Here is a 25,920-nt window from a genome sequence, read left to right on the forward strand (position 1 = left end):
ACTTGTTTATCGACGAACGGCAGGATTGGGGTGGATAGCAGGCATTCCCCTCCCTTTTAGGGAGGGGTTAGGGGTGGGTAGCGAGCGCAGCGAGCAAGAAGGAAGAGCACCGCCTTCGGCGGCCACCCACTCCCAGCCCCTCCCTTGCAGGGAGGGGAGATAAACGTCCACTCCCGCCCGAAACCCACAATCGGTACAATCGCCCTAGACAGCCCCGCACAGCCCGCTAGGGCGAATTCCAATGGCAACGATCCTCCCCCCCGACGCGGACGAACCGGCGATGCCGGACACCCCCTCCAAGGCCCCCTCGCCGCTCAGCTTTCCCGATTACCGCTATTACTGGCTGGCGCGCTTCACCGCGGTGATGGCGACGATCGCGATGGTCGTGGTCATCGGATACCAGCTCTACGACACCGCACGCACCGATTACGGCATGTCGATCAAGGAGGCGTCGTTCCAGCTCGGGCTGCTCGGGCTGTTCCAGTTCGTGCCGCTGGCGGTACTGACCCCCGTCGCGGGCTGGGTCGCCGACCGGTTCGAGCGGCGCAGCGTCGCGATCTTCTCGAACCTCATCGACCTTTCGATCGCCGCCGCGCTCGGCTGGTTCACCTGGGTGGACGGCCTTACCCTGCCCCTGCTCTTCGGCCTCGCCGCGCTGCACGGCGTCGCGCGCGTCTTTTCGGGTCCCGCGATGAGCGCGATCGCGCCGAACATCGTGCCCCCCGCCGTCCTGCCGCGCGCGATCGCGATGAGCAGCATCGCGTGGCAATCGGCGTCGGTGATCGGTCCAGCCGCGGGCGGCCTGATCTACGCCGCGCATCCGACATCGGTCTATGTCTTCGCCGCCGCGCTGCTCGCCATCTCGGCCTTCACGATCGGCCGCGTGCGCCCGGTGCTGCCGCCGCCGGTCGAGGTGCGCCGCCATCCGCTGCGCGAGATGGCCGACGGGCTGCAGTTCACCTGGCGCGAGCGGTTCCTGCTCGGCACGATCACGCTCGACCTGTTCGCGGTGATATTGTCGGGCGCGACCGCGATGCTGCCCGTCTATGCCCGCGACATATTGATGACCGGTTCCGAAGGGCTGGGTTTCCTGCGCGCCGCGCCCGCGGTGGGTGCGGCGGTGGTCGCGCTCGGCCTCGCCTGGCGCCCGATCGAGCGCAATGTCGGGGTCAAGATGCTGTGGGCGGTCGTCGTCTTCGGCCTCGCCACCATGGGCTTCGGCCTGTCGACCAACCTCTTCCTCTCGCTTGCGATGCTGGTGCTGCTCGGCGCCGCCGACATGTTCTCGGTCTTCGTGCGCGGCACGCTGATCCAGCTCAACACCCCCGACCATATGCGCGGCCGGGTGAGCGCGGTATCGGGGCTTGCCATTTCGGCCTCAAACGAGCTCGGCGAGATGCGGGCCGGGTCGATGGCCGCCGCCTTCGGCCCCGTCGCGGCGGTCGTCGCCGGCGGCGCCGCGGCGGTCGGTGTCACCGCGCTCTGGGCGTGGATCTTTCCCGAACTGCGCCGCGCCCGCACCTTCGAGCCGCATTTCGAAAAGGCCGGCTGACGCTTTTCCGCGGCTGCCCGCGACGTCGAAATCAACTCGTCGCAATCCGCCTTCCTTTCGCCACAAAGCTATTGTCAATTTATTTAGTTGAATTATCCCGGTTGCACCCGTCACCACGGTTTCCCTCTCATTTGCGATGGAGATCCCGTCATGAACGCAACCCTGATTCGCCATAAAATCCTGACAATTCCGGGCCTCGACAACAGCGGCCCGCGCCACTGGCAGAGCCTGTGGGAACATAAGTTCCCCGACTGCGAGCAGAATCGACCTGGGCAACTGGTCGGCCCCCGACAAGGACGAGTGGACACGGCGAGATCGGCGACGCGATCGCCGCCGAGGGCGAACCGGTGCTGATCGCCGCGCACAGCCTGGGCTGTCACGCCTTCGCCCACTGGTTCGCCCATGCCAGCGGCGTCGCCCGCGCCAACGTCGCCGGGGCGCTGCTCGTCGCGCCGCCCGACCTTGGCGACCTGCGCCGCGACAGCCGCGTGGCGGGCTTTACCGACGCCCCCGCCTTCACCGCGCCCACGCCGATCATCGTCGTCGCCAGCGACAATGATCCCTATGCCAAGACCTCGCACGTGTGGCGCCTGTCGCGGCAATGGGACGCGCGCTTCGTCAACGCGGGCCCTTTCGGCCATATCAACGCCGATTCGGGGATCGGCGACTGGCCTTATGGACAGTATCTGCTCGCCTCGTTACAACCCGCGCCCGTGCCCGACCTGGCCGATGAAAGGCTATGGGTCCGGGCCGGCGACTGGCCCAACCGGGTCCGCCGCGATCCGCGCTTCGAACACAGGGAAAGTGCATTCCGACCATGAAAGCCAATTCGATCCTCGATACAATCGGCAACACCCCGCATATCCGGGTCGCCAAGCTGTTCCCCGACGCCGAAGTCTGGGTGAAGTCGGAACGCAGCAACCCGGGCGGGTCGATCAAGGATCGAGATCGGACTCGCGATGATCGAGGCGGCCGAAGCCGACGGCAGCCTCAAGCCCGGCGGTACCATCGTCGAGCCGACGTCGGGCAACACCGGCATCGGCCTGGCGATGGCCGCCGCGGTCAAGGGATACAGGCTGATCCTCGTCATGCCCGAAAGCATGTCGCTCGAACGCCGCCGGCTCATGCTCGCCTATGGCGCGACCTTCGACCTGACGCCGCGCGAAAAGGGCATGAAGGGCGCCATCGAGCGCGCGATAGAGCTGGTCGAGACCACGCCGGGCGCCTGGATGCCGCAGCAGTTCGAGAATGAAGCGAACATCGACGTCCACGTTCGCACCACCGCCCCCGAAATCTTCGAGGATTTCCAGGATAGCCCGATCGACGTGCTGATCACCGGGGTCGGCACCGGCGGCCATATCACCGGCACCGCGCAATTCCTCAAGGAACGCTGGCCCAACCTGAAAGTCTATGCCGTCGAACCCGAAGCCTCCCCCGTCATCTCGGGCGGCCAGCCCGCGCCGCACCCGATTCAGGGCATCGGCGCCGGTTTCATCCCGCGCAACCTCCACACCGACCTGCTCGACGGCGTCATCAAGGTCGACGCCGCCGACGCCAAGACCTTCGCGCGCCGCGCCGCGACCGAGGAGGGCATGCTCGTCGGCATCTCGTCGGGCGCCACCCTCGCCGCGATCGCGCAGAAACTGAAAGAATTGCCCGCGGGCAGCCGCATCCTCGGTTTCAATTACGACACCGGCGAGCGCTACCTCTCGGTTCCCGACTTCCTCCCGGAAATCTGAGTTTTCCGCGCATGGCGTCGGAAGCGCCTCGGGGGGCCCTGCCCCGGGAAAACCTGCCGTTGTGGCGCGACTGGCAGGCATGGCTGTTCGTGCTGCTGGCGATCGTCGCGATCGTCGCCGTCCTCCATGCCAGCGGCCAGGGCGGGCCAGGCGGCCGTGGCGTGCGTATCGCGCCGGTGGCGCCGCCCGCCAGCATCGTGCCCGAGGTGCTGCCGATGGAACTGGCGCCGATCACCGAGGACGATGCCCGCGCCGCCAATGCGAAGATTCCGCTGGTGACGACCGGCGTCGTCGCGGCGCGGCCCTTCATCTATGGCGGCGACGCCGACAACCGCGGCCGCGCGCGCGACTGCCTCGCCGCCGCGATGCTCTACGAGGCCGGGGACGACAGCGGCGGACAGCGCGCGGTCGGACAGGTCATCATCAACCGGGTCCGCCACCCCGCCTTTCCCAAGTCGATCTGCGCGGTGGTGTTCCAGGGCTCCGAACGCACGACCGGCTGCCAGTTCACCTTCACCTGCGACGGCGCGCTCAGCCGCCGCTATTCGGAGGCGGCGTGGACGCGGGCGCAGGTCAATGCCGAGATCGTGCTGGCGGGCGGCGTCGATCCGCGCGTCGGGCTCGCGACCCATTACCACACCGACTGGGTGCGCCCCTATTGGAGCGACAGCCTGGAGAAGATCGCGATCGTCGACACCCATCTCTTCTTCCGCTGGCCCGGCTATTGGGGCACGCCCGGCGCGTTCCGCGGCGCCGTCGCCGGTGTCGAGACGCCCGTCGCCAAGATGGCGGCGCTGTCGCCGCTGCACATGGCGGGATTGCCGGACGAACTGGCGGCCGAAGAGGTCGATGCCGTCGTGGGCGAACCGCGCATCACCGGCGGCGCGATCCCCGGACAGGTGGTTTCGGGCGGGCGCGAGACGATCACCGTGACGCTCGACCGCAAGGCGACGCCGGAAAGCTTCGTCACCCTCGCGCTGCGCCTGTGCGGCACGCGCGAATATTGCAAGTTCATGGGCTGGACCAACCCGGTGCTCAAGCCCGAGGGCGAGGCGATGAACGACATGCAGCGCGCCGCCATGACCTTCTCCTACCTCCGCGACGACAAGGCGGGGTTCGAAAAGGCGCTGTGGAACTGCAGCGAGTACAAGCGCGACGATCTGCGCCAGTGCATGAAGCGCTGAATCCCCCCTCCCTGAAAGGGAGGGGTTGGGGGTGGGTCGCGAGCGAAGCGAGCTTGCACCCTTTCGGTGGCTCACGACGCCGCTGGCGCGGCGCACCCGCCCCCGGGTGCTTCCCCTTCGGGGAGGGGAGAAAGGCTTAAGGCCGGATCAGATATTTCTCGCCCGTCCGCTTCGCGTTATAGGCTGCGATCGTGTCGAGGTTCAGCGCCTCGACCAGCGAAATCTGATGGCTGTAATGGCTCTTGAAGGTCGTCGTCAGTTCGTCGACGACACGCGCCCGCATCCTGCCGATCACCTCCGCTCCCGCCTTCGCGAGGAACGGGGTCAGCAGGAAGCCCGACAGCGACCACGACAGGCTGGCGGCGCGCGCCGCGAACACCGTCGGACTGAGATCGAGGGCGCCATAGATATACACCTGCTTGAAGGTGTCGGAGCCATAGCGGCTGTAGGTCGTCATGCGCCGGACCGCCGCCGCCTCCATCGCGGTCAGTATCTGCCCCGCCAGCTTGCCGCCGCCCGTCGCATCGAAACCGATCGTCGCGCCGGTTTCCGTGATCGCATCGATCAGCCGGTCGACGAAATCGTCGGTGCCGCTGTTGACGATATGCGTTGCGCCGACGCCCTTCAGTATCTCGACCTGCGCGTCGCTGCGCACGATGTTGACCAGCGGGATGCCATCCTTGGCGCAGATCTTGACGAGCATCTGACCCAGGTTCGACGCCGCGGCGGTGTGGACGATCGCGCTATGCCCCTCCTTTCGCATGATCTCGGTAAAGGCGAGGCTGGTCAGCGGGTTGACGAAGCAGGAGGCACCGTCGACCGGGTCGGTGCCGTCGGGCAGTTCCATCACCATCTGCACCGGCAGGCAGCGATATTCGGCGTAGATCTCGCCGCCGAGCAGCGCCACCGTCTTGCCGAGCAGCGCCTGCGCCTCGGGCGATGCGCCCGCCTTCACCACCAGCCCGCAGCCCTCGTTGCCGATCGGCAGCGCATCGCCGACGCGGCCCGCCATCGCACGCATTCCGGCGGGCGGAATGTCGGCGGTCACGACAGGCAGGCCGTCGCGCGTCGCGGCGCGCGCGGTCGTCATATCGGCACCGCCGAACAACAGGCCCAGGTCCGACGGGTTGATCGGCGTCGCCAATATCTTGACCAGCACCTCGTGCGGCTTGGGTTCGGGCATCGGACGGCGCTCGAACGACACCTCCAGCTCGCCCCCGGGCTTGACGAGGGTGGTCATCACCAGATTGGTGGCTGGCAGGTCGGTCATCGCGCGTCTCCCATAGGTTCGGTTTTTGGATGAAACCGATTTAGGCAGCACGGAGCCAACTGGCAATCGCGAACCTTCGCGAAGGGTGCCGGCTTCGGGATGGTTGGCTGCCCGTTCGCTCTTTCCCGTTCCCTGGCGAAAGCGGGGCAGGATCGCGAGCGCAGCCTTGTCTCCATCAACCCCCGCTTGTGCCGGGGAAGGGCGAGTGCCCCCCGATACCGGTCTCCCCACTCCCCCGTCACACAAACGACGCGCCCGGCATTCAAGGGATGACCCCCGCCAACCAAAAGGCTAGAGCCGCTTCATGACCCGCCAGATTCAACCCGTTATCCTGTGCGGCGGCGCCGGTACCCGGCTGTGGCCCGAATCGCGGGGCACGCGCGCCAAACAGTTCCTGCCGCTGACCGGCGCCGACAGCCTCTTCCAGCAAACCGTCGCGCGGACCCCTGCTGGCGAAAATTTCCTGCCCCCTCTCATCCTCTGCGGCGAGGCGCATGTCGGCGTGGTGCGCGAACAGATGGGCGCGCGCGAGGCGAGCCTGCTCGTCGAACCGATGCCGCGCAACACCGCCGCGGCGATCGCGCTCGCCGTGGCGCAGGCCGACGCCGACACGCTGCTGCTCGTGATGCCGAGCGACCATGTCATCGCCGACGTCCCCGCCTTCCACGCCGCGATCGCCAAAGCGGCACGGCTGGCGCAGGCCGACTGGCTCGTCACCTTCGGCATTGCGCCGACGCACCCCGACACCGGCTTCGGCTATATCGCCAGCGGCGCCGCGATCGGCGGCGCCGGCGAGAATTGGGGCTTCGCGGTCGACCGCTTCGTCGAAAAACCGCCGCTCGAAGAGGCCGAGCACATGCTCGCAAGCGGCGGCTACAGCTGGAACAGCCGGCATCTTCCTGTTCCGTGCCGGGCGGATGCGCGACGCGATGCTCACCCATTGCCGCACGATCTTCGACGCCGCCGCCGACGCGCTGGCGGCGGGCGCGCGCGACGGCGACGCGCTCTACGCCGACGGCCCCAAATTCGCGGCCGCGCCGTCGGATTCGATCGACTATGCGGTGATGGAAAAGGACGACCGCGTCGCCATCGTCCCCGTGACCATGGGCTGGTCCGACCTCGGCAGCTGGCAGGCGGTCCACGCGCTCGCCGCCTGTGACGAGGCCGGCAATGCGACGACCGGCGATGTCTTCCTCCACGACAGCAACGGCAATCTGATCCGCTCGGGCGGCAAGCGCGTGTCGGTGATCGGCATGGAGGGGGTGGCGGTGGTCGTCGACGGCGACGATATCCTCGTCATGCCGCTCAAACGCTGCCAGGACGTCCGCGCCGCGGCGAAGGCGCGGGAGTAGCGAGCCGCGTCCCAGCGGAATGGCGAGTTGGGCGGGATGCGACATTGACGGCATCGTCATCCCGGACCTGATCCGCGGTTCATTCCCGCAGCGTCGAAAGAATGGTTCCCGGATCGAGTCCGGGGTGACGGAAGTCTGGAACGGGTGTTTGCGGACGTTGATCTCCCCTCCCTGCAAGGGAGGGGCTGGAGGTGGGTGGCCGCCGAAGGCGGCGCTCTTCCTCTTGCTCGCTACGCTCGCTACCCACCCCTAACCCCTCCCTAAAAGGGAGGGGAATCTCTTGTATCCACCCCGAACCGCTCCCCGCTGTGGGTTTGCGATGATGCAATCACGGCGTCCGGTTGCAACCGGACGCCGCAACGCGGCATAGTCGGCCCGATGGTCGCCCCGCCCGCCCTCTCGCCTATCGACCCGTTGCTCGACGACAGCCCGGATGCGCTGGTCGGAGCGCTCGCACGCTGGGTCGGCGATGACGGTCAGGCGAAGCCGCGCGAGGCACGCTTGCCCGCCGCGATGTTCGGCGACGCCTTCGCCGTCGGCGGCCTGACCGCCACCGCGGGCTGGATCGGCGCCGATGCGCTGCTGACCCTTTCACCGGCGCTCGACGACGCGTTGCGGCATGGCGAGATCGCCTCGCCCCCCGACCATGCGGCGCTCAACTTCGTCGCCCAGGAAGAGGGGCCGCCGCTCGTATCGCTGACCGTCCCGCTCGCGCTCGCCGGCCGCTGGCCGCCCGCGGCCGACTGGCGCCGCCGCCATGCCGATGCCACCGCGACCCATGTCCTGCTCGTCCACCGCGCGATGCTGCCCGGCAGCGAGGGGCTGATCCGCGCCGAGCAGGATGCTCGCGCTCACCGGCCGCGAGAACCGCCTGCTCGCCGCGCTCGCCCGAACCGGCGATCTGCGCGCCGCCGCCGCCGCCGAAGCCATCGGTTACGAAACCGCGCGCGGCGCGATCAAGGCGGCGCTGGCGAAGAGCGGCTTCGCGCGCCAGGGCGCGCTCGTCGCCACCGCGCTCCAGCTCGACGCGATCGACGACCCCAGCCCGATCCACCTCGGCGGCCATCTGCAACAGGCGATCGGGCTCAGCGACCGCCAGGTCGCGCTCGCGCGGCTGATCGCGCTCGGCTCGACCCGCGACGAGGCCGCGCGCCAGCTCGGCCTCGGGCGCGAGACCGCCAAGGCCGAACTCAAGATACTGTTCCAGCTCGTCGGGGTGACCTCGTCGGTCGGCCTGTCGGTCGTCGCGGCGCAGCTCGGCATCGCCGCGCGCCTGCTCGCCGCGTCGGACATCGGCGCCACCGACCTCGCCGCCGCCAGCGAACCGCTGCGCCTGATATCGCGCTCGGGCGGCCGCGCCGGGCGCATCGCCTTCGCCGATTACGGGCCGAAGGGGCGCATCCCCGCGCTCCATTTCCACACCGCCACCACCAGCCGCTATTATCCGCGCTCCTATATCGCCTGGCTGCAGCGGCTCGGCCTGCGCCCGGTGATGATCGACCGGCCCGGCTATGGTTTCACCGACATGATCGGCGGCGATTACACGCCGCAGGCCGTCCTCGACGCGCTCGACGTCGCCGGCCATCTGGGCGCCGAAAAATTTCATGTGATCGCGCGCGGCGGCACCATGCTGCTCGCCGAACTGGCGGCGCATCACCGCGAGCGGATCGTGCGCGCGGTGGTGCTGAACCCCGAACCCGCGCCCGGCGACGATGCGCGCATGACCGGCATCCAGGGCAGCTACAAGCGCATCTTCTACACCCTGCCGCGCAAGATCCGGCCGCTGACCCGCTATCTGTCGGCCCATCTGTCAGACGGCGTGATCGAACGCATCGCGGGCCGCATGTTCGGCGCCAGCGCCGCCGACCAGCGCCTCTTCGCCGATCCCGAAATCCGCCGCGCCTATGTCTATGCGACGCGTCTCGCCGCGATTCAGGGCGGCGTCGGGCTCGAGGCGCTCAGTATCGCCGAACTGCGCGGAGCACCGCCGCCGATCGCCGACGGCGGTTTCATCACCATATTGTCGGGCGAGGAGGATGCGATGTACCGGCCGGAGGACAGCTGGCCGCGCCTGCTCGCCGCCTGGCCGGGCGCGCGTGCCGAACGTGTCGCGGGCGCGGGACGGCTGCTCCACCTCCAGCATCCCGAACTGGTTGCCGCGGCCCTCGACGAAGGGTCGCAGAAATCGCGAAAGCCGCGGCAACCAGGGCGCTAAGGAAGCGTTCCCCCTCCCCCAACGCAAGACCGGCGGCGCGCCGGGCCTATGCCGCTGCTTTTACGGGCCGAACCGGCGCGCCCACATCCCCATTTGGGGGGTGTCGGTGCATCTTTTCGCTCAGCGTTCGGCGACCGAAGCGGCGCCGCGCGTCTTGACCAGCGACCAGACAACGCCGCCCGCGATCAGCGCGACCGTAACTCCTAGGCTGACCAGCGGCGGGAATTTGCCGCCGCCGAGGATAAAATCGGCGACGAAGATCTTCGACCCGATGAAGATCAGCACCAGCGCGAGCGCATATTTCAGATAATGGAAGCGGTGCACCATCGCCGACAGCGCGAAATAGAGCGCGCGCAGGCCGAGGATCGCCATGATGTTCGATGTGTAGACGATGAAGGTGTCGGTGGTGATCGCAAAGATCGCCGGCACGCTGTCGACCGCGAACACCAGGTCGGCGAGGTTGATGACCACCAGCGCCAGGAACAGCGGCGTCGCCGCCAGCACCACCTTGCCCGTCTTGCCGTCCCCCTGCTTCACGAAGAATTTCTCGCCGTGCAGTTCGTGCGTCAGCGGGATGTGCCGCGACAGCCATTTGACGACCGGATTGCCCTTCACATCCATCGGCGCGTCGCTCGCGAAGAACATCTTCACCCCGGTGAAGATCAGGAAGGCCGCGAAGATGTAGAGCAGCCAACCATACTCGCTTACCAGCGCCGCGCCGCCCGCGATCATCAGGCCGCGCAGCACGATGACCGCGACGATTCCCCACAGCAGCGCGCGATACTGATATTTCGGCGGGATCGCGAAGGTGCTGAAGATCAGCGAAATCACGAAGATATTGTCGATCGACAGCGCCTTCTCGATGAAGAAGCCGGTATAATATTGCAGCCCCGCCTCGCCGCCCTTCGCGGCCCAGACCCAGGCGCCGAACGCCAAGGCTATACCGATGTAAAAGGCCGAGAGCTTCAGGCTCTCGCCGATCCCCATCTCCCTGTTCTCCCGGTTGAGCACGCCGAGGTCGAAGGCGGTGAGGACGACGACCAGCCCGATGAAGGCCAGCCAGAACCAGGCGGGGGTCCCCAGCCAGTCCGCGATCAGAAATTCCATGATGCCAGTCCCTGCAATGCGTCAGGGGCGCCGCCCGTCAGGGGGCAGCGCCGCTGGCCGCCGGTGTTGCCGGATTAGAGCGCGAACGCCGGCTGGCGCGCCAGTCGCGCCAGCCGCTCGCGCACCGCGAGCTTCAGCGTCTTCAGCCGCAGCAGCCGGAACGGACTCGCATGGCCGCGGCTTTCGCGGCGCAGCGCGTCGTCGATCCGGCGATGCAGCACGGTCAGCCGGTAAAAACGGGGATTGATCGACATGAAAAGGGCCTCCTGATTGGAAAAATCAAGCAGGTGACGCCGATGCCGGGACCCTTGGTAGGGGGGAGGTAGGCCGCCAAGCATCGGTGTCACCCGATGCGGTCCGACATCACGTGGCGGGAGAAATCCCGCCGACGCCAGAGGGGCCCGGCCCGCACAACCTCTACCTAGGGAAGCGGGGGCTGGCTTTCAACCCCCCGCCGCGCCATGCTGCGCCCGCGACGCAGGGGAGAGTCGGGACATGTCCGTACTGGTGGGCCGCGACGGCCCCGTTACCATCATCACCATCGACCGTCCGGCAAAGCGCAACGCCGTCGATCCCGTCACCGCCGGCGCGCTCCGCGACGCCTTCACCGCCTTCGCCGCCGACGAAACGGCAAGCGTCGCGATCCTCACCGGCAGCGGCGGCCATTTCTGCGCCGGTTTCGACCTGACCGCAGTCGGCACAGCGCGTTACGACCCCGGCGGCCCCGGCCCGATGGGGCCGACGCGGATGCTGCTCGAAAAGCCCGTGATCGCCGCGGTCGAGGGCCATGCGGTCGCCGCACGGGCTCGAACTCGCGCTCTGGTGCGACCTGCGCGTCGCGGCGGAATCGGCCGTGTTCGGCGTCTATTGCCGCCGCTGGGGCGTGCCGCTGATCGACGGCGGCACCGTCCGCCTGCCGCGCATCGTCGGTCAGGGCCGCGCGCTCGACATGATCCTCACCGGCCGCCCCGTCGACGCCGCCGAAGCCCACCGCATCGGCCTCGCCGACCGCCTCGTCCCCGACGGCACCGCCCTTTCCGCCGCGATCGCGCTCGCGAAGCAGATTGCCGCCTTCCCGCAGCTCTGCATGATCAGCGACCGGATGAGCGCCTACCGCCAATGGGATCACGACATCGAAGCCGCGCTCGCCCACGAAGCCCACGCCGGCGTCGCGCCCCTGCGCGAAGGCGCCGCCGCTGGCGCGAAGCGTTTCACCGAAGGCGCGGGACGCGGCGGCAGCTTCGCGGCCTTCAAGGGAGAATGACATGAACCTCAAACTCGCCGCCGCAGCCGCATTGCTCGCCCTCTCTCCGCCCGCATTCGCGCAGGCTCCGGACATCCCCGCCGCCATCTACACCGACCCGCCCGCCGACAAGGCGCATCCGGCCGCGATGGAAGTCGTCCATATCCCGACCGGCCCCCCGACCGACCGCGTCGAGATCAACGGCGTCGTCTATATCCCCAGCGGCCCCGGCCCGCACCCGACGGTGATCCTCTGCCACGGCCTGCCCGGCAACGAAAAGAATCTCGACCTCGCGCAGGCGATGCGCCGCGCGGGCTGGACCGTCGTCACCTTCAACTATCGCGGCTCGTGGGGCAGCCCCGGCGCCTATCGCTTCGCGCAGAATCTCGAGGATGCGGATGCCGTCCTCGCCTTCGCGCGCGACCCGGCCAACGCCGCGAAGCTGCGCATCGACCCGAGCCGCCTCGTCATCATGGGCCACAGCATGGGCGGCTGGGTCACCGCGCTGACCGCCGCGAAGGAGGCCAAGAAGGATGGGGGGTTGCTCGGCGTCGCGATGATCTCCGCCGCCAACCTCGGCGCCTTCGGCAAGGCCCCGCGCGAGCAGCTCGCCGCGGGCATGAAGGCCAACGGCCAGGAAGCTCTCGCCGGCACCTCACCCGAGATCATGGCGGATGAGCTCATCGCCAATGCCGCCGCCTTCGACTGGACCAAGGACGCCCCGGCACTGGGCGGTACGAACCTCTTCATCCTCTCCTCCGACGACGGCCTCGCCCCCGGCACCGACGCGCTCGCCGAAGCGATCCGCAAGGACGGCGGCGGCACGAAGCTCAGAACGCTGCACGTCGCGACCGACCATAGCTGGTCGGATGCGCGCGTGCGGTTGCAGGCGGAGGTTTTGGGGTGGTTGGCCGTGATAAACGCCCCATGATTTGCCCGCAAAGTTCAGCAAAGTTCAGCCCAATGGCGCTGCGGTGCGGCGGCGGTGCGGGGAAGCCGAAACGCATAGCGTGATGCCCCGCGCTTTGGCGGCGGAATCGGGTGCCGGAAGGGGTGTGGGGATGCTCATCTCGAAGTATGAACCACAGCGAAATATATTAGGAAAGCGGTTTTTCGGGTGCGAGGAGCGAAATAGGATCGGGCGGGGAGCGAGGTCGGACGACGGAGGGCGCGGCGGTCCGCCCGATTGTCATCCCGGACTTGATGCAGCACCCGTATCGGCGCCCACGCGCTGACCGAAGCGATCCGCGGCGGCGGCGGAGCGAAGGCGCGGACGCTGCATGTGGGGCCGACCATAGCCTGGTCGGATGCGAAAGTGCGGTTGCAAAGCGGGATATTGGCCTGACTGGAGGCGCGGGCTCGGGCTGAGTCGCCTCATTTCCATTACCGTCAAAATGAGGTTGACGGCCGGAGCGGGATCTGACATTTCCAATTTACTCGAAATGAGGATCCATTCATGCAACCCGATTCGGCCATCGAAGCGCTTGGCGCACTCGCCCAGGAACATCGGCTCGCGCTGTTCCGCCTGCTCGTGCAGACCGGCGAACGTGGGCTCGCCGCCGGGGCGATCGCCGAGGCGCTCGGCGTGCCCAACAGCTCACTGTCGTTTCACCTCGGGCAATTGCGCGAGGCGGGATTGATCCTTCAGGAGCGGCAGCATCGGTCGATCATCTATCGCGCCAACTATCCGGCGATGAATTCGCTGGTCGCCTATCTCATGGAAAATTGCTGTTCCGGTGCCGCCGATTGCGGTGCGGGCGCGGTGTGTGAAACCCCCGCACAGGAAAGGAAAAGCGCATGAAGCGCCTACATGTCCATGTCAGTGTCGAAAATCTCGGCGCTTCGATCGGCTTCTACTCGACTATGTTCGGCGCCGAGCCGACCGTCGTGAAGCCCGACTATGCGAAGTGGATGATCGAGGACCCGCGCGTCAATTTCGCGATCTCCGCGGGCAATCACGCGCGAAAGGGTATCGAGCATCTGGGAATCCAGGTCGAAAGCCCCGCCGAGCTCGGCGAGGTCTATAGCCGCCTGCAAGCGGCCGACCGGCCGGTTCTGGAAGAGGGCCGGACGACCTGCTGCTACGCCAAGTCGGAAAAGAGCTGGATCGCTGATCCCGACGGCGTCGTGTGGGAAGCTTTTTTTACCGACGGCGAAGCGACGACCTACGGCGACAGGCCGGCGCTCGACGGGCTTGTCGGCAACGATACCGGCGCATCCTGCTGCGTTCCCAAGTCGGTCGGTGGCGCATGAACCGGCCGTTCAACGTCCTTTTCCTCTGCACCGGCAATTCGGCACGCTCGATCCTGTCCGAAGCGATATTGAATCGCGAGGGTAAAGGCCGTTTCTGCGCTTATTCGGCGGGCAGCTTTCCCAAAGGCGAGGTGCATCCGGCGGCGTTGGTGCTGCTAGGCGAACTCGGATATCCGACGGAAGGCTTTCGTTCGAAAAGCTGGGACGAATTCACCACAGCCAACGCGCCGCCACTCGATTTCATCTTCACCGTTTGCGACAATGCCGCGGGTGAGACGTGCCCGATCTGGCCGGGCAAGCCGGTTACCGCGCATTGGGGGATCGCAGACCCCGCCGCCGTCGAAGACGAGGGGCAGCGCGAGGCATTCTGGCAAGCTTATCTCGCGCTTAAGCGGCGCATCGACTTGCTGGTCGCACTGCCGCTCTCAAGCCTCGACGAGCTGAGCCTAGCGGAACGGTTGCGAGCGATCGGCAAGACTGCCGACGAGGAGGCGGCGCTTGGCTGACGCGCTGCCGCTGGGACGGCGTGTTACGGCTGAAGGGCTCGGCGCCTTCTTCCTGTTCGCCTGCGTCATCGGGTCGGGAATCATGGCCCAGAACCTCTCGGGCGGAAACGACGGCGTCGCCCTGCTCGCCAACACGATTGCGACGGGTGCGATGCTGTTCGTGCTCATCACGAGCCTCGGGCCGATTTCGGGCGCGCATTTCAACCCGGCGGTTACGCTCGTCGTCGCGTTGAGGAGAGAATTGCCCTGGCGCGAAGCAGCATCCTATGTCGCGGCACAGCTGGCATTCGGCATCGTTGGGGCGTGGGCCGCCCATCTGATGTTCGACCTGCCGCTGCTGCAATTCTCCGCGACGGCGAGGAGCGGATCGGGGCAGTGGGCCGGCGAGTTCGTCGCCGCCTTCGGGCTTGTGCTGACGATCCTCGGCACCGTGAAATACAGACCGCAAGCCGTAGCGGCGTCGGTCGCCCTCTACATCACGGCTGCCTATTGGTTCACCTCATCGACCAGCTTCGCCAATCCCGCGATCACCGTGGCGCGCAGCCTTTCGGATACCTTCGCGGGCATCGCACCGCCCGACGTTCCGATGTTCGTCGCTGCGCAGATCATAGGCGCGCTCGCCGCGATGCTGGTCGCGAATTTCCTCTTCCCGCGCGACCGGTGAATGGCGGCCGCCCTACCCCTTCCCCATCAACTTCATCGCCATCCCCGTCAGCGCCTCGGTCGCGGTCTCGATCACCGTGCTCGCCTCGGGCGCCCAGAAGGGCGAGTGGAGGCTCGGCAACGTCCGCCCTTCCTTCTTCGCCGCTTCATACTCCGCGTGGGGTACGCCGCCGACCCAGATGATCAGGCTCTTCACATCCTTGTTCGCATCGCGCGAGAAGCGGCCGAAATCCTCGCCGCCCATCACCGGCGGCATCTGCGTCACCCGCGCCTCGCCGAACTGCGTCTTCAAAAACGCTGCCATTTCCTCGGTGAACTCGGGCGTGTTGTAGGTCGCGGGGGTATATTCGTCCTTCTGCACGTTCACCACCGGCATCCGGTCCTCGGGGATGCCCGCCGCGATCGCCTCGCCCTTCGCGATGCGCGCGATCCCGTCGAGCAAATGGTTGCGTACCTCGTCCGAATAGCTGCGCACCGTCAGTTGCAGCTTCGCCTCGTCCGAAATGATATTGTGCTTGGCGCCGGCGTGAAAGCTGCCGACGGTCACCACCGCGCTGTCGAGCGGGCTGATCTCGCGCGACACCAATGTCTGGAGCGCGCCGACGATGCGGCTCGCGAGTACGACCGGATCCTTGGTCGTCTGCGGATAGGCGCCGTGGCCGCCGACCCCCTTCACTGTGATATCGACGCTGTCGACATTGGCGAGCGCATAGCCCGGCGTATAACCGATCTGCCCCGCCGGAAACTGCGCCGCATCGTGGAACGCCAGCGCATATTGCGGCTTGGGAAAGCGCGTATACAGCCCGTCCTCCAGCATCATCCGCGCGCCCGCGCCGCGCTCCTCGGCGGGCTGGCCGATCATCACCAGGGTCCCGGACCATTTCGCCTTGTTCGCCGCCATGCGCCGCGCGACACCGATCCAGGCGGTCATATGCGTGTCGTGCCCGCACGCGTGCATCACGCCGGTCTCGACGCCTTCCGCCGTCGTCACGCGCACCTTCGACGCGCCGGGCAGGCCCGTCTGTTCGACCACCGGCAGCCCGTCCATGTCGGCGCGCAGCAGCACCACCGGGCCGGGGCCGTTCTCCATCACCGCGACGATGCCCGTGCCGCCGACCTTTTCGGTGACCTTGAAGCCCAGCTTGCGCGCCTCGGCAGCGAGGATGCCCGCCGAGCGCACCTCCATGAAGCTCAGTTCGGGGTTGGCGTGGAGGTCGCGATAGATCGCCATCAGCGACGGCATGTCCTTCCGGATCTCGGCGCCGATCACGCTGTCGCCGGCCTGCGCCGCCGCCGGTGCCGCGCCAAGGGCCGAAAGCGCAAGCGCCGCTACGCCCGTCAACAAAATCCGCATCTTGTTCCCCTGTTTTACGATCCGACCCGAAACGTCGATCCGGCAATCTGCGTCACCATCCCGAAACCGTTCGCCCTGAGCTTGTCGAAGGGCCGTTCTTCCTTTGCAACACCAAAAAGAAGAACGGTGCTTCGACAAGCTCAGCACGAACGGATGAGGGCGAGGGCCAGGAAACATGCCGCTCTATCTTTCCGGCACCAGTTCGATGACGTCCAGCAAGGATTCATAGGCCGGCGCGGGCAGCACCAGCCGCCAGCGATTGTCGCCGATCCGCTCGACCAGCCCCGCCATGTCGCGCATCCGGTCGCTGCCGTAATTGACCGGCAATTTCTCGTCGCCGAGCTCGAGCGTGCCGAGAAAGACCTGCCGCGTCAGATTGTCGGGAAAGATCAGCCCCACCGGCCGCTGCGACCCCGAAATCTTGACCAGGCTCGCAATCCCCTGCTCGGCCGCGACGCGGCAGCGGAACCAGCCATAGGCGATGAACCCCAATGTGCCGCCGCCCTGCGCCCCGAGCTTGACCGTGCGGCAGCGATAGTCGCCCGCGGGCAAATGCGGATTGGGCAGCGCCGCGGTCGGCTGCAGCAGCGCGCCCTCGCGCGCGACCTGCGGACCGAAGCCCTTGGCACGTGCATCGGCCAGCGCGGCTTCCCAGCTCGAATACCAGCTCCGGATGCGCCCCTTGTCCGCGTCGGTCGCGGTCGCGCGCCAGCCGCCCGCTTCGGCCACGGGCGGATCGGCCGCCGACGGCGGCATCGACGGCACCGTCTGGCACGCCATCAACAGGGGCGTCGTCAGCACCCCGGCAATCATCGCAATACGACCCCGCTTCATCCGTCTCTCCTGTCCGGTTCGCTGTTAACCTTAGGTGGATGGAGGAAAATGCTCAAGGCGCCTCTCCCTTGTCTGCAGAGGGGTCACGATGGTGCTGCGACGGGCGATCCGCAGGACGGGGCTTTGGGGTAGATATAAGACATTCAAGTGAAGTCACGCCCTCCCCTTCAGGGGAGGGCAGCGAGACTTACGAACTTGTTCGTTAGTCGCAGCGGGTGGGGTCCATCGGCCTTGCGCAAGGCCGATGGACCCCACCCCAACCCCTCCCCTGAAGGGGAGGGGCTTTATGGCCCCTCACGCCCGAAATCAGTCATCGGGGTTCACGCCTACCCCGCCGTCCACCCGCCATCGACGCTCAGATTCGCCCCCGTGATATTCGCCGCCTCGTCGCGCGTCAGGAAGGCCGCGAGCGCCGCGACCTGGTCGATCGTCACGAACTGCTTCGTCGGCTGCCCCGCGAGCAGCACGTCGTTGATCACCTGCTCGCGCGTCATGTGGCGCGCCTTCATCGTGTCGGGAATCTGGTTCTCGACCAGCGGCGTCCAGACATAGCCGGGGCTGATGCAGTTCACCGTGATGCCGGCGTCGGCGACCTCCAGCGCGACGGTCTTGGTCAGCCCGGCGAGGCCGTGTTTCGCGGTGACATAGGCCGATTTGAACGGCGAGGCGACGAGCGAATGCGCCGACGCGGTGCCGATGATCCGCCCCCATTTCTTCTTGCGCATCCCCGGCACCGCGTGGCGGATGGTGTGGAACGCCGCGGTCAGGTTCAGCGCGATGATCATGTCCCATTTCTCGACCGGAAAGTCCTCGACCGGCGAGACGAACTGCATGCCGGCGTTGTTGACGAGGATATCGACCCCGCCGAAATCCTTGTCGGCGCGCGCGAACATCTCCTCGATCGCTTCGGGCCTGGTCAGGTCGGCGCCGTCATAGGCCGCCTTGCCGCCGTTCAGCACTTCCAGCGCGGTGCGCTCGGCCTCGATCGCCGCGGCCTCGCCGAAGCCGTTGATGATGATATTCGCGCCCGCCGCCGCGAACGCCTTGGCGATGCCCAGTCCGATGCCCGATGTCGAGCCGGTGACGAGGGCGGTCTTGCCTTTCAGGTGCATAAGTTGTCCTTCACATCTTGGGGGAGATAATCATCCGTTTTCAGGGACTTGCTTCGGTTCCAGGCCGCCCGCCTGCACCGCGAAGCTGTTCGAGCGCCCCTCGGCGATACTTTCCGCGAGCAGATGGCCGTCCTTCATCGCCGCCTCGACCGCCGCGCGGCCCTGCGCCCAATTGGCCTCCATCGTCGCGCGCGAGAATTCGAAATCGCGGGCACCGGTCTGCCATTTCAAGGGGTTATGTACCAGCTGCACGACGTTCAGCGCCTTGCAATCGACCATCTTCCGCACCGCCTTGACCTCGGGCAGCTCGCTCACGTCCGGCGGCAACTTCGCCAACATCCGGTCGATCAGCCGATGCTCCTTCCGCCGCCGCACCAGCCCGTCCGAAATCCGCCGCGTCCGGCTCGAATAGCGGATATCCTTCTCGCGCGACCAGGCCTGCTCCAGATCGTGCGGACGCTCGCCGCGCGCGGGGAACAGGTCGACCTGGAACACCAGCATGTCCTCGTGCGCCGCCTCGACGACATGCTCAAGCGGCGTGTTCGACACGAGCCCCCCGTCCCAATACCAGGTGCCGTCGATCTCGATCGGCGGCAGCCCCGGCGGCAATGCCCCGGAAGCAAGAATATGCCGCGCGTCGATCCGCTCGCTTTGCGTGTCGAAATAACGGAAATTCCCGGTCTCGACCGCGACCGCCCCGACCGACAGCCGTACCTTGCCGTCGTTCAGCCGGTCCCAGTCGACCAGCCGGTCGAGCGTCGCGACCAGCGGCGCCGTGTCGTAGAAGCTCACCGCTCCCGGCGCCCGCCGCCCGGCGAGCCCCGGCGGCGGCCAGCGCGGCTTGAAGAAACCCGGCACCCCGAACGCCATCACCTGCCCCGCCGCGGCAAGATGGTTCCACTCGCGTGCCCAGTCGTTGTCGGGCGTCGGCAGCGAAGGCAGCGCGGACGACACGCCGTCCCAGAATTCGCGGAGCCTGCCTACCGCCTCGCCGCGCCGGTTGCCTGCGATGATCGCCGCATTGACCGCGCCGATCGAAATCCCCGCAACCCAATCCAGTTCGATGCCGAGGTCGATCAGGGCTTCGTAGACCCCCGCCTGATACGCACCGAGCGCGCCCCCGCCCTGCAGCACGAGCACGACGAGGTCGGGCAACGGCAAGGCGGCTTGGACGGCGCGGCGCGGCATGGACTCGGGGTCATCCTTCGGTCGGGGGCGGCGCCGATTGGTGCACCGCAACAGGGCGTATTGCAAGGCGGACGATGCGAAGCCCCTTCCAATTGCGACACGCTGCTGCCACAACCGATCCGGACGATAAACTTGCGCTGGAGACCCCGAATGCGCCTCGACGATTATGATCCCGGCGACGATATCCGCGACCTCGGTCGCGGCGGCGGGGGTTTTGGCGGCGGCGGGGGCGGCGGCATGGGCGGCCTGCTCATCGGGTTGCTGCCGATGCTGCTCGGGCGCAAGATGGGCTGCGGAACGCTTCTGTTGCTTGGCGCGCTCGCCTTTTTCTTCTTCGGCGGCGGGATGAACCTCCTGTCGGGCGGCGGCGGCACCGTGGACCCACAGGCCGACAGCCGCGGCGGCGCCAATGTCGCCTGCGACACCCAGGCCGAACGTTTCGCGTGCAACGTCTTCGGATCGACGCACCAGGTGTGGGGCAGCCTGATCAGCGGCTATCGGCGCCCGACGCTCAACTTCTTCACCGACAGCAACACGTCGGGTTGCGGCACGGCGCAGGCGGCGATGGGACCTTTCTATTGCCCCGCCGACCAGGGCGTCTATCTCGACACCGCCTTTTTCAGTGAATTGGCGAGCCGTTTCGGCGCCGCCGGCGACGCGGCGCAGGCCTATGTCGTCGCGCACGAGGTGGGCCACCATATCCAGACGATCACCGGGATTTCCGACCAGGTGCGCCGCGCCCAGCAGCGCGCCTCGCAGGCCGAGGGCAACGCCTATCAGGTGCGCATGGAATTGCAGGCGGATTGCTACGCCGGCGTCTGGGCGGCAAAGGCGCGCACGAGCGACGGCCAGCCGGTGATGGAGCCGGGCGACATGGAGGAAGCGATGCGCGCCGCCAATGCGATCGGCGACGACACGCTGATGCGCGCGGCGGGCCAGCGCCCGGTTCCCGAAAGCTTCACTCACGGGAGCAGCGAGCAGCGCATGACCTGGCTGCGCCGCGGCCTGCAGACCGGAGATCCGCGCCAGTGCGACACGTTCGGCACCATGTGATCGCCGCGCTCGCGGCGTCGCTGCTCGTCGCGTCGCCGGCGTCGGCGCAGACGCTGTACCTTCAGGCGGGGCGCCTGATCGACGGCGTCACCGACGAGGTTCGTACCGGGTATTGCGTCACCATCAAGGACGAACGCATCGCCGATGTCGCGCCATGCGGCAAGGCGCCCGACGGCGCGACCGTGATCGACTGGTCGGCCTATACGGTGATGCCCGGCCTGATCGACCTCCACACCCACCTCGCCGACCTGGGGCAGAGCGCCGACCTGGCCGCGCCGATCAAGGCCTCGCCCGCCGAAACCGCGCTCGTCGGCGCGCGCAACGCGCGGGTCACGCTCGAGGCGGGCTTCACCAGCGTCCGCGACGTCGGCACCTATCGCGGCCTCACCGACGTCGTGCTGCGCAATGCGATCGAGCGCGGCGATGTGCCGGGTCCGCGCATGTGGGTGGCGGGCGCCTATATCACCATCCCCAAGGGCGGCGGCGAACTCAACGGCGTGGTTCCGAACGAGGAACTGCCGGCCGACATGCGCCTCGGTGTCGCGGCCACGCCCGAGCAGGCGGCCGAAAAGGCGGCCTATCTGCTCGATCATGGCGCCGATTTCATCAAGACCATCGCGACCGGCGCGGTGCTGGCGATCGGAACCGAACCCGGCGCGGTCGAACTCAGCGAGGATTATCTGCGCGCGGTGGTGACCGTCGCCCATGCGCGCGGCAAGAAAGTCACCGCCCACGCCCATGGCGCCGAGGGGATCAAGAACGCGATCCGCGCCGGAGTCGACAGCATCGAGCATGCCAGCCTCGCCGACGAGGAAGCGCTGCAAATGGCCAAGGCGCATGGAACCTGGCTGGCGATGGACATCTACAACGGCACCTACATCGACGAGGAAGGCACGCGCGAGGGCTGGCCCGAGGAATATCTGCGCAAGAACCGCGAGACCACCGACACGCAGCGCGCCGCCTTTCGCCGCGCGGTCGGACTGGGCGTCAACATCGGCTATGCGACCGACGCCCGGCGTTTATCCGCACGGGCTGAACGCGCGGCAGTTCCGCAACATGGTCAAATATGGAATGACCCCGATGCAAGCGATCCAGGCGGCCACCGGCCGCGCCGCCGAGGAGATGGGACGTAGCGACATAGGCGCGATCGTGCCAGGCCGCTACGCCGATATGGTTGCGGTAAGGGCCGATCCGCTTGCGGACATCACCGTGCTCGAAAAGATCGACCATGTGATGAAGGGCGGCACGCTGGTGCGATGATGCGCGCGCTGCTGGTCGCCACGCTGCTCGCGGCCCCCCTGCCGGCGATGGCGCAATATGGCGGCGACGAATGGGTCTGCACCGCCAGTGCCAAAGGCGGCCGCGGTGCGCATGTCGATATCGTCGCACAGGTCGATGGCGACGGCGAGATATGGTCGCGCTCGATCAGCTGGACGCCCCCGATGCTCGACGCCAGCGCGCCGCAATATCGCGACCTTGGCAATCCGGGCCTCAGCATCCTGTATGACGATGCCGAGGCCGACGCGATCGGCGAACTGACCGGCGCGATCGGGGATGTGTCGAGCGTCGGCGGTCCCGTCGGTGCGCTCCGCCGCCTGACGCTCTTCGTGCTGCTCGACGACGGCGACAGCTGGACGGCCGAACTCGAGCCCTTCGGCGTCGCGCAGCAAATCGGACGAAATCCCTTTCGCTACGCCTCGGCGGAACTCACGAACGCCGATTGGGACGGCGATCCCTACGAAAGTCTCGAAAAAGCCTCGACGGTAACACTGTCGCTGCGCGACACCGCGGGCCGCCCCGTCGCCCAGGCACGCTACGACCTCGGCGCGAAAGCCGAGCGCGACCGTCTGTTCCGCACCGCCTGGCGCAAGGCCGGGAAAATGGTGAAACAGCCCAAGCAATGCGACAAGGCCGGCGGGGAACAGCCCTAGGTCGAACCCTGGCCGCCATCGGCTTGCATCATGCTCGCGCCGCGCTAAGGCGGTATCATGCGTAACCTTGTCCTCACCAGCGCCATCGCGCTCGCCGCCGCCCTTTCCACCCCCGCGCTCGCCCGGCCGATGACCGAGGTCGACCTGGCGACGCTCAAGCGGGTGGCCGCCCCGACCGCGTCGCCCGACGGCCGATGGGTGGTGTATCAGATGACCGAGACCGCGCCCGAAACCTACAAGCGGTCGACCGGGCTGTGGCTAGTCGATCGCAACGCAAAGGATGCACAGCCGGTGCGTGTCGCCGACACCGCCGACAAGAATGAAAGCGCCCCCGCCTTCCACCCGGACGGTACGCTCTTCTTCCTCTCCAATGCTTCCGGCAAAAGCCAGGTCTGGCGGGTCGATCCGAAGTCGATGACCACGCATGCGGCGATACAGGTGACCGACACCAAGGCCGATGTGTCGGGTTTCAAACTCTCCCCCGACGGCACGAAATTGCTCGCCTGGGGCGACATCGCAAAGGAATGCACGGCCTTCGGCTGCGATGCCAAGGACAAGGGCGCCCTGCCCGGCCCCGGCACCGGCCGCCTCTATCAGGACGGCGTCGGCTTCGTGCGCCACTGGGATGAATGGGAGACACCGGGCACCCACAGCCGTCCGTTCGTCTTCAATCTCGTGGATGGCAAGGCGACGACCGAACGCCCGGTCGATGCCGGCCTGATCGGCGACAGCCCGTCCAAGCCCTTCGGCGGCGGCGAGGAACTCGCCTGGGGCGCCGACAGCCGCACCGTCTATTTCACGCTGCGCAAGGCCGACCGCAACGAACCCATGTCGACCAACCTCGACATCTACAGCTGGCTGGTCGACAGCCGGATGATGCCGGTCAATCTGACCGCGGAGAACGAGGCCACCGACACCCTGCCCACGCCCTCGCCCGACGGCAAATGGCTCGCCTATGCCGCCATGGCGCGCCCGACCTATGAGGCCGACCGGCAGGTGCTGATGCTCCGCGACCTCGCCACCGGCGAAACGCGCAAGCTGACCGACGCCTGGGACCGCTCGGTCGCCTCGATCGCCTGGGCGCCCGACGGCAAGTCGCTCTATGTCACCGCGCAGGACGTGCTCGACCACCCTGTGTTCAAGGTCGATGCCAAGACCGGCAAGGTCGAGAAGCTGAAGGCGGCGACCGACCAGTGGGAGGGCAATATCGGCGACGTCACCCCGCTTCCCGGCGGCGCCCTGCTCTACAGCCGCAACAGCATCGCCGACCCGACCGACCTGTTCGTCCGCGACGCCAAGGGCAAGGTCACCCGGCTGACCGACGTCAACAAGGCACAAATGGCCGAGATCGACCCGGTCGACGTCAAGCGCCTGCAGTTCGCCGGCGCCAATGGCGACACCGTCTGGGGCCAGATCGTCAAGCCGGCAAAAGCCGAGGGCAAGCTGCCCGTCGCCTTCCTGATCCACGGCGGCCCGCAGTCGAGCTTCGGCAACGCCTGGTCGACGCGCTGGAACCCCCGGCTCTTTTCGGCGCCGGGCTATGCCGCGGTGACGATCGATTTCCACGGCTCGACCGGCTATGGTCAGGCCTTCACCGACAGCATCAACAAGGATTGGGGCGGCAAGCCGCTCGAAGACCTGAAGCTGGGCCTCGCCGCGGCGGGCAAGCAGGATGCGGCGCTCGACATTTCCAATGCCTGCGCGCTCGGCGGTTCCTATGGCGGTTACATGGCCAACTGGATCGCCTGCCAGTGGCCCGACGGCTTCAAATGCCTTGTGCAGCACGACGGCGTCTTCGACGCGCGCGCCATGGCCTATGAAACCGAGGAGCTATGGTTCGACGAATGGGAGCATGGCGGCCCCTATTACGACGTTCCGCAAGAATATGAAAAATGGAACCCGGTGAACCATGTTGCCAAGTGGAAGACCCCGATGCTGGTGATCACCAGCGAAAAGGATTTCCGCATCCCCTACACGCAGGGCATCGCCAGCTTCACCGCGCTCCAGCGCCGCGGCATCCCGTCGCAGCTGCTGGTCTTTCCCGACGAGAACCACTGGGTGCTGAAGGGCGCGAACAGCGTGCAATGGTATGGCACGGTGTTCGACTGGATCGGCCGCTATCTGAAACCCTGACGGCGCACCCGGTCATTCGACCAGCGACAGCAGGGCGCGGTACAGCGTGACGCGCTTCTTTTCGGGGGCGGCGTCGATTTCCTCGATGGCCTTCATGCCGCTACGGCAGTCCTGGTCCATGTCGGTGCCGTCGTCTTCGGCCTCGTCGAGATCGAACCTCTCGTCGGCGAAATCACCGATCATCCGGATCGCCTTCCCCGGTTTGATCGGCTTCCTGAACCGGTCGAGCTGAAGGAGCTCGACGTACAGCCGCTCCTCCTCGGCCATCCGATAGGGATCGCCCGGCAATTGCGTCAGGTCTTCCTTCACCGACAGCCGGCAGACGCGATAGCCGTCGATCCGCGCCTGCGCAGCCTGGGCGCCGTTCAGGGTCAGAATCCGGTCGAGCAGTTCGTCGGGCGCCGCCGCCATGTCGCCGGCGAGATCGATCGACAGTTCCGACCGCGCGGCCAGCGCGGCCTGCCCTGCCGCTATGCCCGCATTGCGCGCCAGCCATATGGCATCGACCTTCTTCGCCCAGAGCGCCGGGCGCGCACTGCGCAGCGTGGCCCACAGCGGCCCGGTCAGCGACGCGGCGACGGCCTCGCGGTCGACAGCCCATGACGGCGCATCGGGATGCGGCGCGTCGGCGAGCCCGGTGACGACGCCGGCCCGCAGCAATTCGCCGCGATCGGGATACCACATGTCCGCCGACGGCGTGGACAGGGCGCGGTCGATGAAGGCGGGGTCGACGCGCGCCACCGTCATCACCTTTCGCGCGCCACCGTCGCCGAACGGATCGGCATCGCTCGCGGACGGCCGCGCAGAGCGGCCGGTGCCGGCGCCGCCGGCGACCTCGCCCTCTTCTTCGTCGGGCACATCGGGATCGCCGACCACATAGCTTTTGTGAAATCCGATCTTCGCCGCGGGTCCGATCCACCGTTCGGGGCTCGACAGCAGGATCAGCGTGCACGCGGACGAGCAAAGATGATCGACCTGCACGATCAGCTTTTTCCGCGCCACGATCGAGCCGATCAGCCGGGCCGCCCGGATTTCGCCGCCCTCCGACGCGATCACCAGCCGCTTGGCGCCGGGATGGGCTTCGACCAGCCTGGCGAAGGCGACGAAATCATCGAAGTCGATCTGTCCGGCGTAAAAGAGGACCAGGCCGTCGTCCGACGCCTCGATCAGCGCGGCACGCTTGACCGGATCGTCCCCGTCCGGCGCCCCCGCTGCCATCAAAAGGGGTGCC

General features: G+C 67.3%; 25 protein-coding genes and 3 pseudogenes. 19 read left to right on the forward strand and 9 right to left on the reverse strand.

All coding sequences use genetic code 11. From position 1 onward, the window contains the following. Positions 1-241: 241 nt before the first annotated feature. The 5 genes and pseudogenes from N0A20_RS08135 to N0A20_RS08150 all read left to right on the forward strand — a co-directional run bounded on the left by N0A20_RS08135 (position 242) and on the right by N0A20_RS08150 (position 4,475). The gene (locus N0A20_RS08135) at positions 242-1,552 is read left to right on the forward strand and encodes an MFS transporter (protein ID WP_260583359.1); all 1,311 of its coding nucleotides are present in this window, start codon (positions 242-244) and stop codon (positions 1,550-1,552) included. A 150-nt stretch (positions 1,553-1,702) separates the two neighbouring features. Continuing rightward, positions 1,703-1,906 (forward strand): alpha/beta hydrolase, encoded by a 204-nt coding sequence (locus tag N0A20_RS20625; RefSeq protein ID WP_409574749.1) that lies wholly within the window; start codon positions 1,703-1,705, stop codon positions 1,904-1,906. Next, positions 1,900-2,373, forward strand: a complete 474-nt coding sequence (locus N0A20_RS08140; RefSeq protein WP_409574750.1) for an RBBP9/YdeN family alpha/beta hydrolase — start codon at positions 1,900-1,902, stop codon at positions 2,371-2,373. The genes N0A20_RS20625 and N0A20_RS08140 overlap by 7 nt, the downstream gene beginning before the upstream one ends. Further along, a pseudogene (gene cysK, locus N0A20_RS08145) lies at positions 2,370-3,291 on the forward strand (cysteine synthase A). Before N0A20_RS08140 ends, cysK begins: the two are co-directional and overlap by 4 nt. Before the next feature lie 59 nt (positions 3,292-3,350). Continuing rightward, positions 3,351-4,475, forward strand: coding sequence for a cell wall hydrolase (locus N0A20_RS08150; RefSeq protein WP_260583360.1), 1,125 nt, complete (start codon positions 3,351-3,353; stop codon positions 4,473-4,475). 136 nt (positions 4,476-4,611) lie between these two features. On the opposite strand, the gene N0A20_RS08155 is transcribed toward N0A20_RS08150, so the two are convergent. After that, the gene (locus N0A20_RS08155) at positions 4,612-5,745 is read right to left on the reverse strand and encodes a zinc-binding dehydrogenase (RefSeq protein WP_260583361.1); all 1,134 of its coding nucleotides are present in this window, start codon (positions 5,743-5,745) and stop codon (positions 4,612-4,614) included. Positions 5,746-6,049: 304 nt separating this feature from the next. Between N0A20_RS08155 and N0A20_RS08160 the strand changes: the two genes are divergently transcribed. Beyond that, on the forward strand, positions 6,050-6,904 hold the full coding sequence (locus tag N0A20_RS08160; RefSeq protein WP_260583363.1) for a sugar phosphate nucleotidyltransferase: 855 nt from the start codon (positions 6,050-6,052) through the stop codon (positions 6,902-6,904). Further along, positions 6,849-7,097: a hypothetical protein gene (locus tag N0A20_RS08165; RefSeq protein ID WP_260583365.1), complete on the forward strand. Its 249-nt coding sequence runs from the start codon at positions 6,849-6,851 to the stop codon at positions 7,095-7,097. Before N0A20_RS08160 ends, N0A20_RS08165 begins: the two co-directional genes overlap by 56 nt. Positions 7,098-7,573: 476 nt before the next feature. On the opposite strand, the gene N0A20_RS08170 is transcribed toward N0A20_RS08165, so the two are convergent. Next, positions 7,574-7,867 carry a hypothetical protein gene (locus tag N0A20_RS08170; RefSeq protein ID WP_260583367.1) on the reverse strand — a complete coding sequence of 98 codons (294 nt, stop codon included), beginning with the start codon at positions 7,865-7,867 and terminating at the stop codon, positions 7,574-7,576. Between the two features lie 71 nt (positions 7,868-7,938). On the opposite strand from N0A20_RS08170, the gene N0A20_RS08175 reads away from it, so the two are divergent. After that, the gene (locus N0A20_RS08175; protein WP_260583368.1) at positions 7,939-9,312 is read left to right on the forward strand and encodes an alpha/beta fold hydrolase; all 1,374 of its coding nucleotides are present in this window, start codon (positions 7,939-7,941) and stop codon (positions 9,310-9,312) included. A gap of 120 nt (positions 9,313-9,432) precedes the next feature. Here the strand turns inward: N0A20_RS08175 and N0A20_RS08180 are convergent, their stop codons facing one another. Both N0A20_RS08180 and N0A20_RS08185 read right to left on the reverse strand, forming a co-directional pair. Further along, positions 9,433-10,419 carry a TerC family protein gene (locus N0A20_RS08180; RefSeq protein WP_260583370.1) on the reverse strand — a complete coding sequence of 329 codons (987 nt, stop codon included), beginning with the start codon at positions 10,417-10,419 and terminating at the stop codon, positions 9,433-9,435. A gap of 74 nt (positions 10,420-10,493) precedes the next feature. After that, positions 10,494-10,673, reverse strand: a complete 180-nt coding sequence (locus N0A20_RS08185) for a DUF465 domain-containing protein (protein WP_260583372.1) — start codon at positions 10,671-10,673, stop codon at positions 10,494-10,496. A 241-nt stretch (positions 10,674-10,914) separates the two neighbouring features. Here N0A20_RS08185 and N0A20_RS08190 point away from each other — a divergent pair. From N0A20_RS08190 to N0A20_RS08220, 7 genes and pseudogenes are all read left to right on the forward strand, one after another. Continuing rightward, positions 10,915-11,160, forward strand: a pseudogene (locus N0A20_RS08190) (enoyl-CoA hydratase-related protein); the annotation flags it as partial. Between the two features lie 46 nt (positions 11,161-11,206). Beyond that, positions 11,207-11,683: an enoyl-CoA hydratase-related protein gene (locus tag N0A20_RS08195; RefSeq protein WP_260583373.1), complete on the forward strand. Its 477-nt coding sequence runs from the start codon at positions 11,207-11,209 to the stop codon at positions 11,681-11,683. A 1-nt stretch (position 11,684) separates the two neighbouring features. Further along, on the forward strand, positions 11,685-12,593 hold the full coding sequence (locus N0A20_RS08200) for a S9 family peptidase (protein ID WP_260583374.1): 909 nt from the start codon (positions 11,685-11,687) through the stop codon (positions 12,591-12,593). 525 nt (positions 12,594-13,118) lie between these two features. Further along, entirely contained in the window at positions 13,119-13,463 is a 345-nt protein-coding gene (locus N0A20_RS08205; RefSeq protein ID WP_260583375.1) for an ArsR/SmtB family transcription factor, read from the forward strand. Then, positions 13,460-13,915, forward strand: coding sequence for an ArsI/CadI family heavy metal resistance metalloenzyme (locus tag N0A20_RS08210; RefSeq protein ID WP_260583377.1), 456 nt, complete (start codon positions 13,460-13,462; stop codon positions 13,913-13,915). The genes N0A20_RS08205 and N0A20_RS08210 overlap by 4 nt, the downstream gene beginning before the upstream one ends. Next, positions 13,912-14,421 carry an arsenate reductase ArsC gene (locus N0A20_RS08215; protein WP_260583378.1) on the forward strand — a complete coding sequence of 170 codons (510 nt, stop codon included), beginning with the start codon at positions 13,912-13,914 and terminating at the stop codon, positions 14,419-14,421. Before N0A20_RS08210 ends, N0A20_RS08215 begins: the two co-directional genes overlap by 4 nt. Further along, positions 14,414-15,085 carry an aquaporin gene (locus tag N0A20_RS08220; RefSeq protein WP_409574751.1) on the forward strand — a complete coding sequence of 224 codons (672 nt, stop codon included), beginning with the start codon at positions 14,414-14,416 and terminating at the stop codon, positions 15,083-15,085. The genes N0A20_RS08215 and N0A20_RS08220 overlap by 8 nt, the downstream gene beginning before the upstream one ends. 12 nt (positions 15,086-15,097) lie before the next feature. Here the strand turns inward: N0A20_RS08220 and N0A20_RS08225 are convergent, their stop codons facing one another. The 4 genes from N0A20_RS08225 to N0A20_RS08240 form a co-directional block, all read right to left on the reverse strand. Continuing rightward, positions 15,098-16,438: an amidohydrolase gene (locus tag N0A20_RS08225; protein WP_260583379.1), complete on the reverse strand. Its 1,341-nt coding sequence runs from the start codon at positions 16,436-16,438 to the stop codon at positions 15,098-15,100. Positions 16,439-16,621: 183 nt separating this feature from the next. After that, a complete protein-coding gene (locus tag N0A20_RS08230) occupies positions 16,622-17,272 on the reverse strand; it encodes a DUF4893 domain-containing protein (RefSeq protein WP_260583381.1) in 651 nt (216 codons plus the stop codon). 326 nt (positions 17,273-17,598) lie between these two features. Continuing rightward, positions 17,599-18,384, reverse strand: a complete 786-nt coding sequence (locus tag N0A20_RS08235; RefSeq protein WP_260583382.1) for a 3-hydroxybutyrate dehydrogenase — start codon at positions 18,382-18,384, stop codon at positions 17,599-17,601. Positions 18,385-18,414: 30 nt separating this feature from the next. Further along, positions 18,415-19,572: a patatin-like phospholipase family protein gene (locus N0A20_RS08240; protein WP_260583385.1), complete on the reverse strand. Its 1,158-nt coding sequence runs from the start codon at positions 19,570-19,572 to the stop codon at positions 18,415-18,417. 150 nt (positions 19,573-19,722) lie between these two features. On the opposite strand from N0A20_RS08240, the gene N0A20_RS08245 reads away from it, so the two are divergent. From N0A20_RS08245 to N0A20_RS08260, 4 genes and pseudogenes are all read left to right on the forward strand, one after another. After that, the gene (locus N0A20_RS08245; RefSeq protein WP_260583387.1) at positions 19,723-20,625 is read left to right on the forward strand and encodes a neutral zinc metallopeptidase; all 903 of its coding nucleotides are present in this window, start codon (positions 19,723-19,725) and stop codon (positions 20,623-20,625) included. Next, positions 20,622-21,885: pseudogene (locus tag N0A20_RS08250) on the forward strand (amidohydrolase family protein). The gene N0A20_RS08245 and the pseudogene N0A20_RS08250 overlap by 4 nt, the downstream one beginning before the upstream one ends. Then, positions 21,882-22,556 (forward strand): hypothetical protein, encoded by a 675-nt coding sequence (locus N0A20_RS08255; protein ID WP_260583391.1) that lies wholly within the window; start codon positions 21,882-21,884, stop codon positions 22,554-22,556. Before N0A20_RS08250 ends, N0A20_RS08255 begins: the two are co-directional and overlap by 4 nt. Positions 22,557-22,613: 57 nt before the next feature. Then, positions 22,614-24,689 (forward strand): alpha/beta hydrolase family protein, encoded by a 2,076-nt coding sequence (locus N0A20_RS08260; protein ID WP_260583392.1) that lies wholly within the window; start codon positions 22,614-22,616, stop codon positions 24,687-24,689. Between the two features lie 12 nt (positions 24,690-24,701). Here the strand turns inward: N0A20_RS08260 and N0A20_RS08265 are convergent, their stop codons facing one another. Continuing rightward, positions 24,702-25,907: a hypothetical protein gene (locus N0A20_RS08265; RefSeq protein WP_260583393.1), complete on the reverse strand. Its 1,206-nt coding sequence runs from the start codon at positions 25,905-25,907 to the stop codon at positions 24,702-24,704. Positions 25,908-25,920: the final 13 nt, after the last annotated feature.

The sequence above is a fragment of the Sphingopyxis sp. PET50 genome (assembly GCF_025244705.1).
Taxonomy (GTDB): Bacteria; Pseudomonadota; Alphaproteobacteria; order Sphingomonadales; family Sphingomonadaceae; genus Sphingopyxis.

What these genes read in the sequence shown, in the direction of transcription:
- N0A20_RS08135 (WP_260583359.1), top strand. Translation starts at nt 242, where the DNA reads ATGGCAACGATCCTCCCCCCCGACGCGGACGAACCGGCGATGCCGGAC.
- N0A20_RS20625 (WP_409574749.1), top strand. Translation starts at nt 1,703, where the DNA reads ATGAACGCAACCCTGATTCGCCATAAAATCCTGACAATTCCGGGCCTC.
- N0A20_RS08155 (WP_260583361.1), bottom strand. Translation starts at nt 5,745, where the DNA reads ATGACCGACCTGCCAGCCACCAATCTGGTGATGACCACCCTCGTCAAG.
- N0A20_RS08160 (WP_260583363.1), top strand. Translation starts at nt 6,050, where the DNA reads ATGACCCGCCAGATTCAACCCGTTATCCTGTGCGGCGGCGCCGGTACC.
- N0A20_RS08165 (WP_260583365.1), top strand. Translation starts at nt 6,849, where the DNA reads ATGGGCTGGTCCGACCTCGGCAGCTGGCAGGCGGTCCACGCGCTCGCC.
- N0A20_RS08175 (WP_260583368.1), top strand. Translation starts at nt 7,939, where the DNA reads ATGCTCGCGCTCACCGGCCGCGAGAACCGCCTGCTCGCCGCGCTCGCC.
- N0A20_RS08180 (WP_260583370.1), bottom strand. Translation starts at nt 10,419, where the DNA reads ATGGAATTTCTGATCGCGGACTGGCTGGGGACCCCCGCCTGGTTCTGG.
- N0A20_RS08185 (WP_260583372.1), bottom strand. Translation starts at nt 10,673, where the DNA reads ATGTCGATCAATCCCCGTTTTTACCGGCTGACCGTGCTGCATCGCCGG.
- N0A20_RS08195 (WP_260583373.1), top strand. Translation starts at nt 11,207, where the DNA reads ATGCGGTCGCCGCACGGGCTCGAACTCGCGCTCTGGTGCGACCTGCGC.
- N0A20_RS08200 (WP_260583374.1), top strand. Translation starts at nt 11,685, where the DNA reads ATGAACCTCAAACTCGCCGCCGCAGCCGCATTGCTCGCCCTCTCTCCG.
- N0A20_RS08205 (WP_260583375.1), top strand. Translation starts at nt 13,119, where the DNA reads ATGCAACCCGATTCGGCCATCGAAGCGCTTGGCGCACTCGCCCAGGAA.
- N0A20_RS08210 (WP_260583377.1), top strand. Translation starts at nt 13,460, where the DNA reads ATGAAGCGCCTACATGTCCATGTCAGTGTCGAAAATCTCGGCGCTTCG.
- N0A20_RS08215 (WP_260583378.1), top strand. Translation starts at nt 13,912, where the DNA reads ATGAACCGGCCGTTCAACGTCCTTTTCCTCTGCACCGGCAATTCGGCA.
- N0A20_RS08225 (WP_260583379.1), bottom strand. Translation starts at nt 16,438, where the DNA reads ATGCGGATTTTGTTGACGGGCGTAGCGGCGCTTGCGCTTTCGGCCCTT.
- N0A20_RS08230 (WP_260583381.1), bottom strand. Translation starts at nt 17,272, where the DNA reads ATGAAGCGGGGTCGTATTGCGATGATTGCCGGGGTGCTGACGACGCCC.
- N0A20_RS08235 (WP_260583382.1), bottom strand. Translation starts at nt 18,384, where the DNA reads ATGCACCTGAAAGGCAAGACCGCCCTCGTCACCGGCTCGACATCGGGC.
- N0A20_RS08240 (WP_260583385.1), bottom strand. Translation starts at nt 19,572, where the DNA reads ATGCCGCGCCGCGCCGTCCAAGCCGCCTTGCCGTTGCCCGACCTCGTC.
- N0A20_RS08245 (WP_260583387.1), top strand. Translation starts at nt 19,723, where the DNA reads ATGCGCCTCGACGATTATGATCCCGGCGACGATATCCGCGACCTCGGT.
- N0A20_RS08255 (WP_260583391.1), top strand. Translation starts at nt 21,882, where the DNA reads ATGATGCGCGCGCTGCTGGTCGCCACGCTGCTCGCGGCCCCCCTGCCG.
- N0A20_RS08260 (WP_260583392.1), top strand. Translation starts at nt 22,614, where the DNA reads ATGCGTAACCTTGTCCTCACCAGCGCCATCGCGCTCGCCGCCGCCCTT.
- N0A20_RS08265 (WP_260583393.1), bottom strand. Translation starts at nt 25,907, where the DNA reads ATGGCAGCGGGGGCGCCGGACGGGGACGATCCGGTCAAGCGTGCCGCG.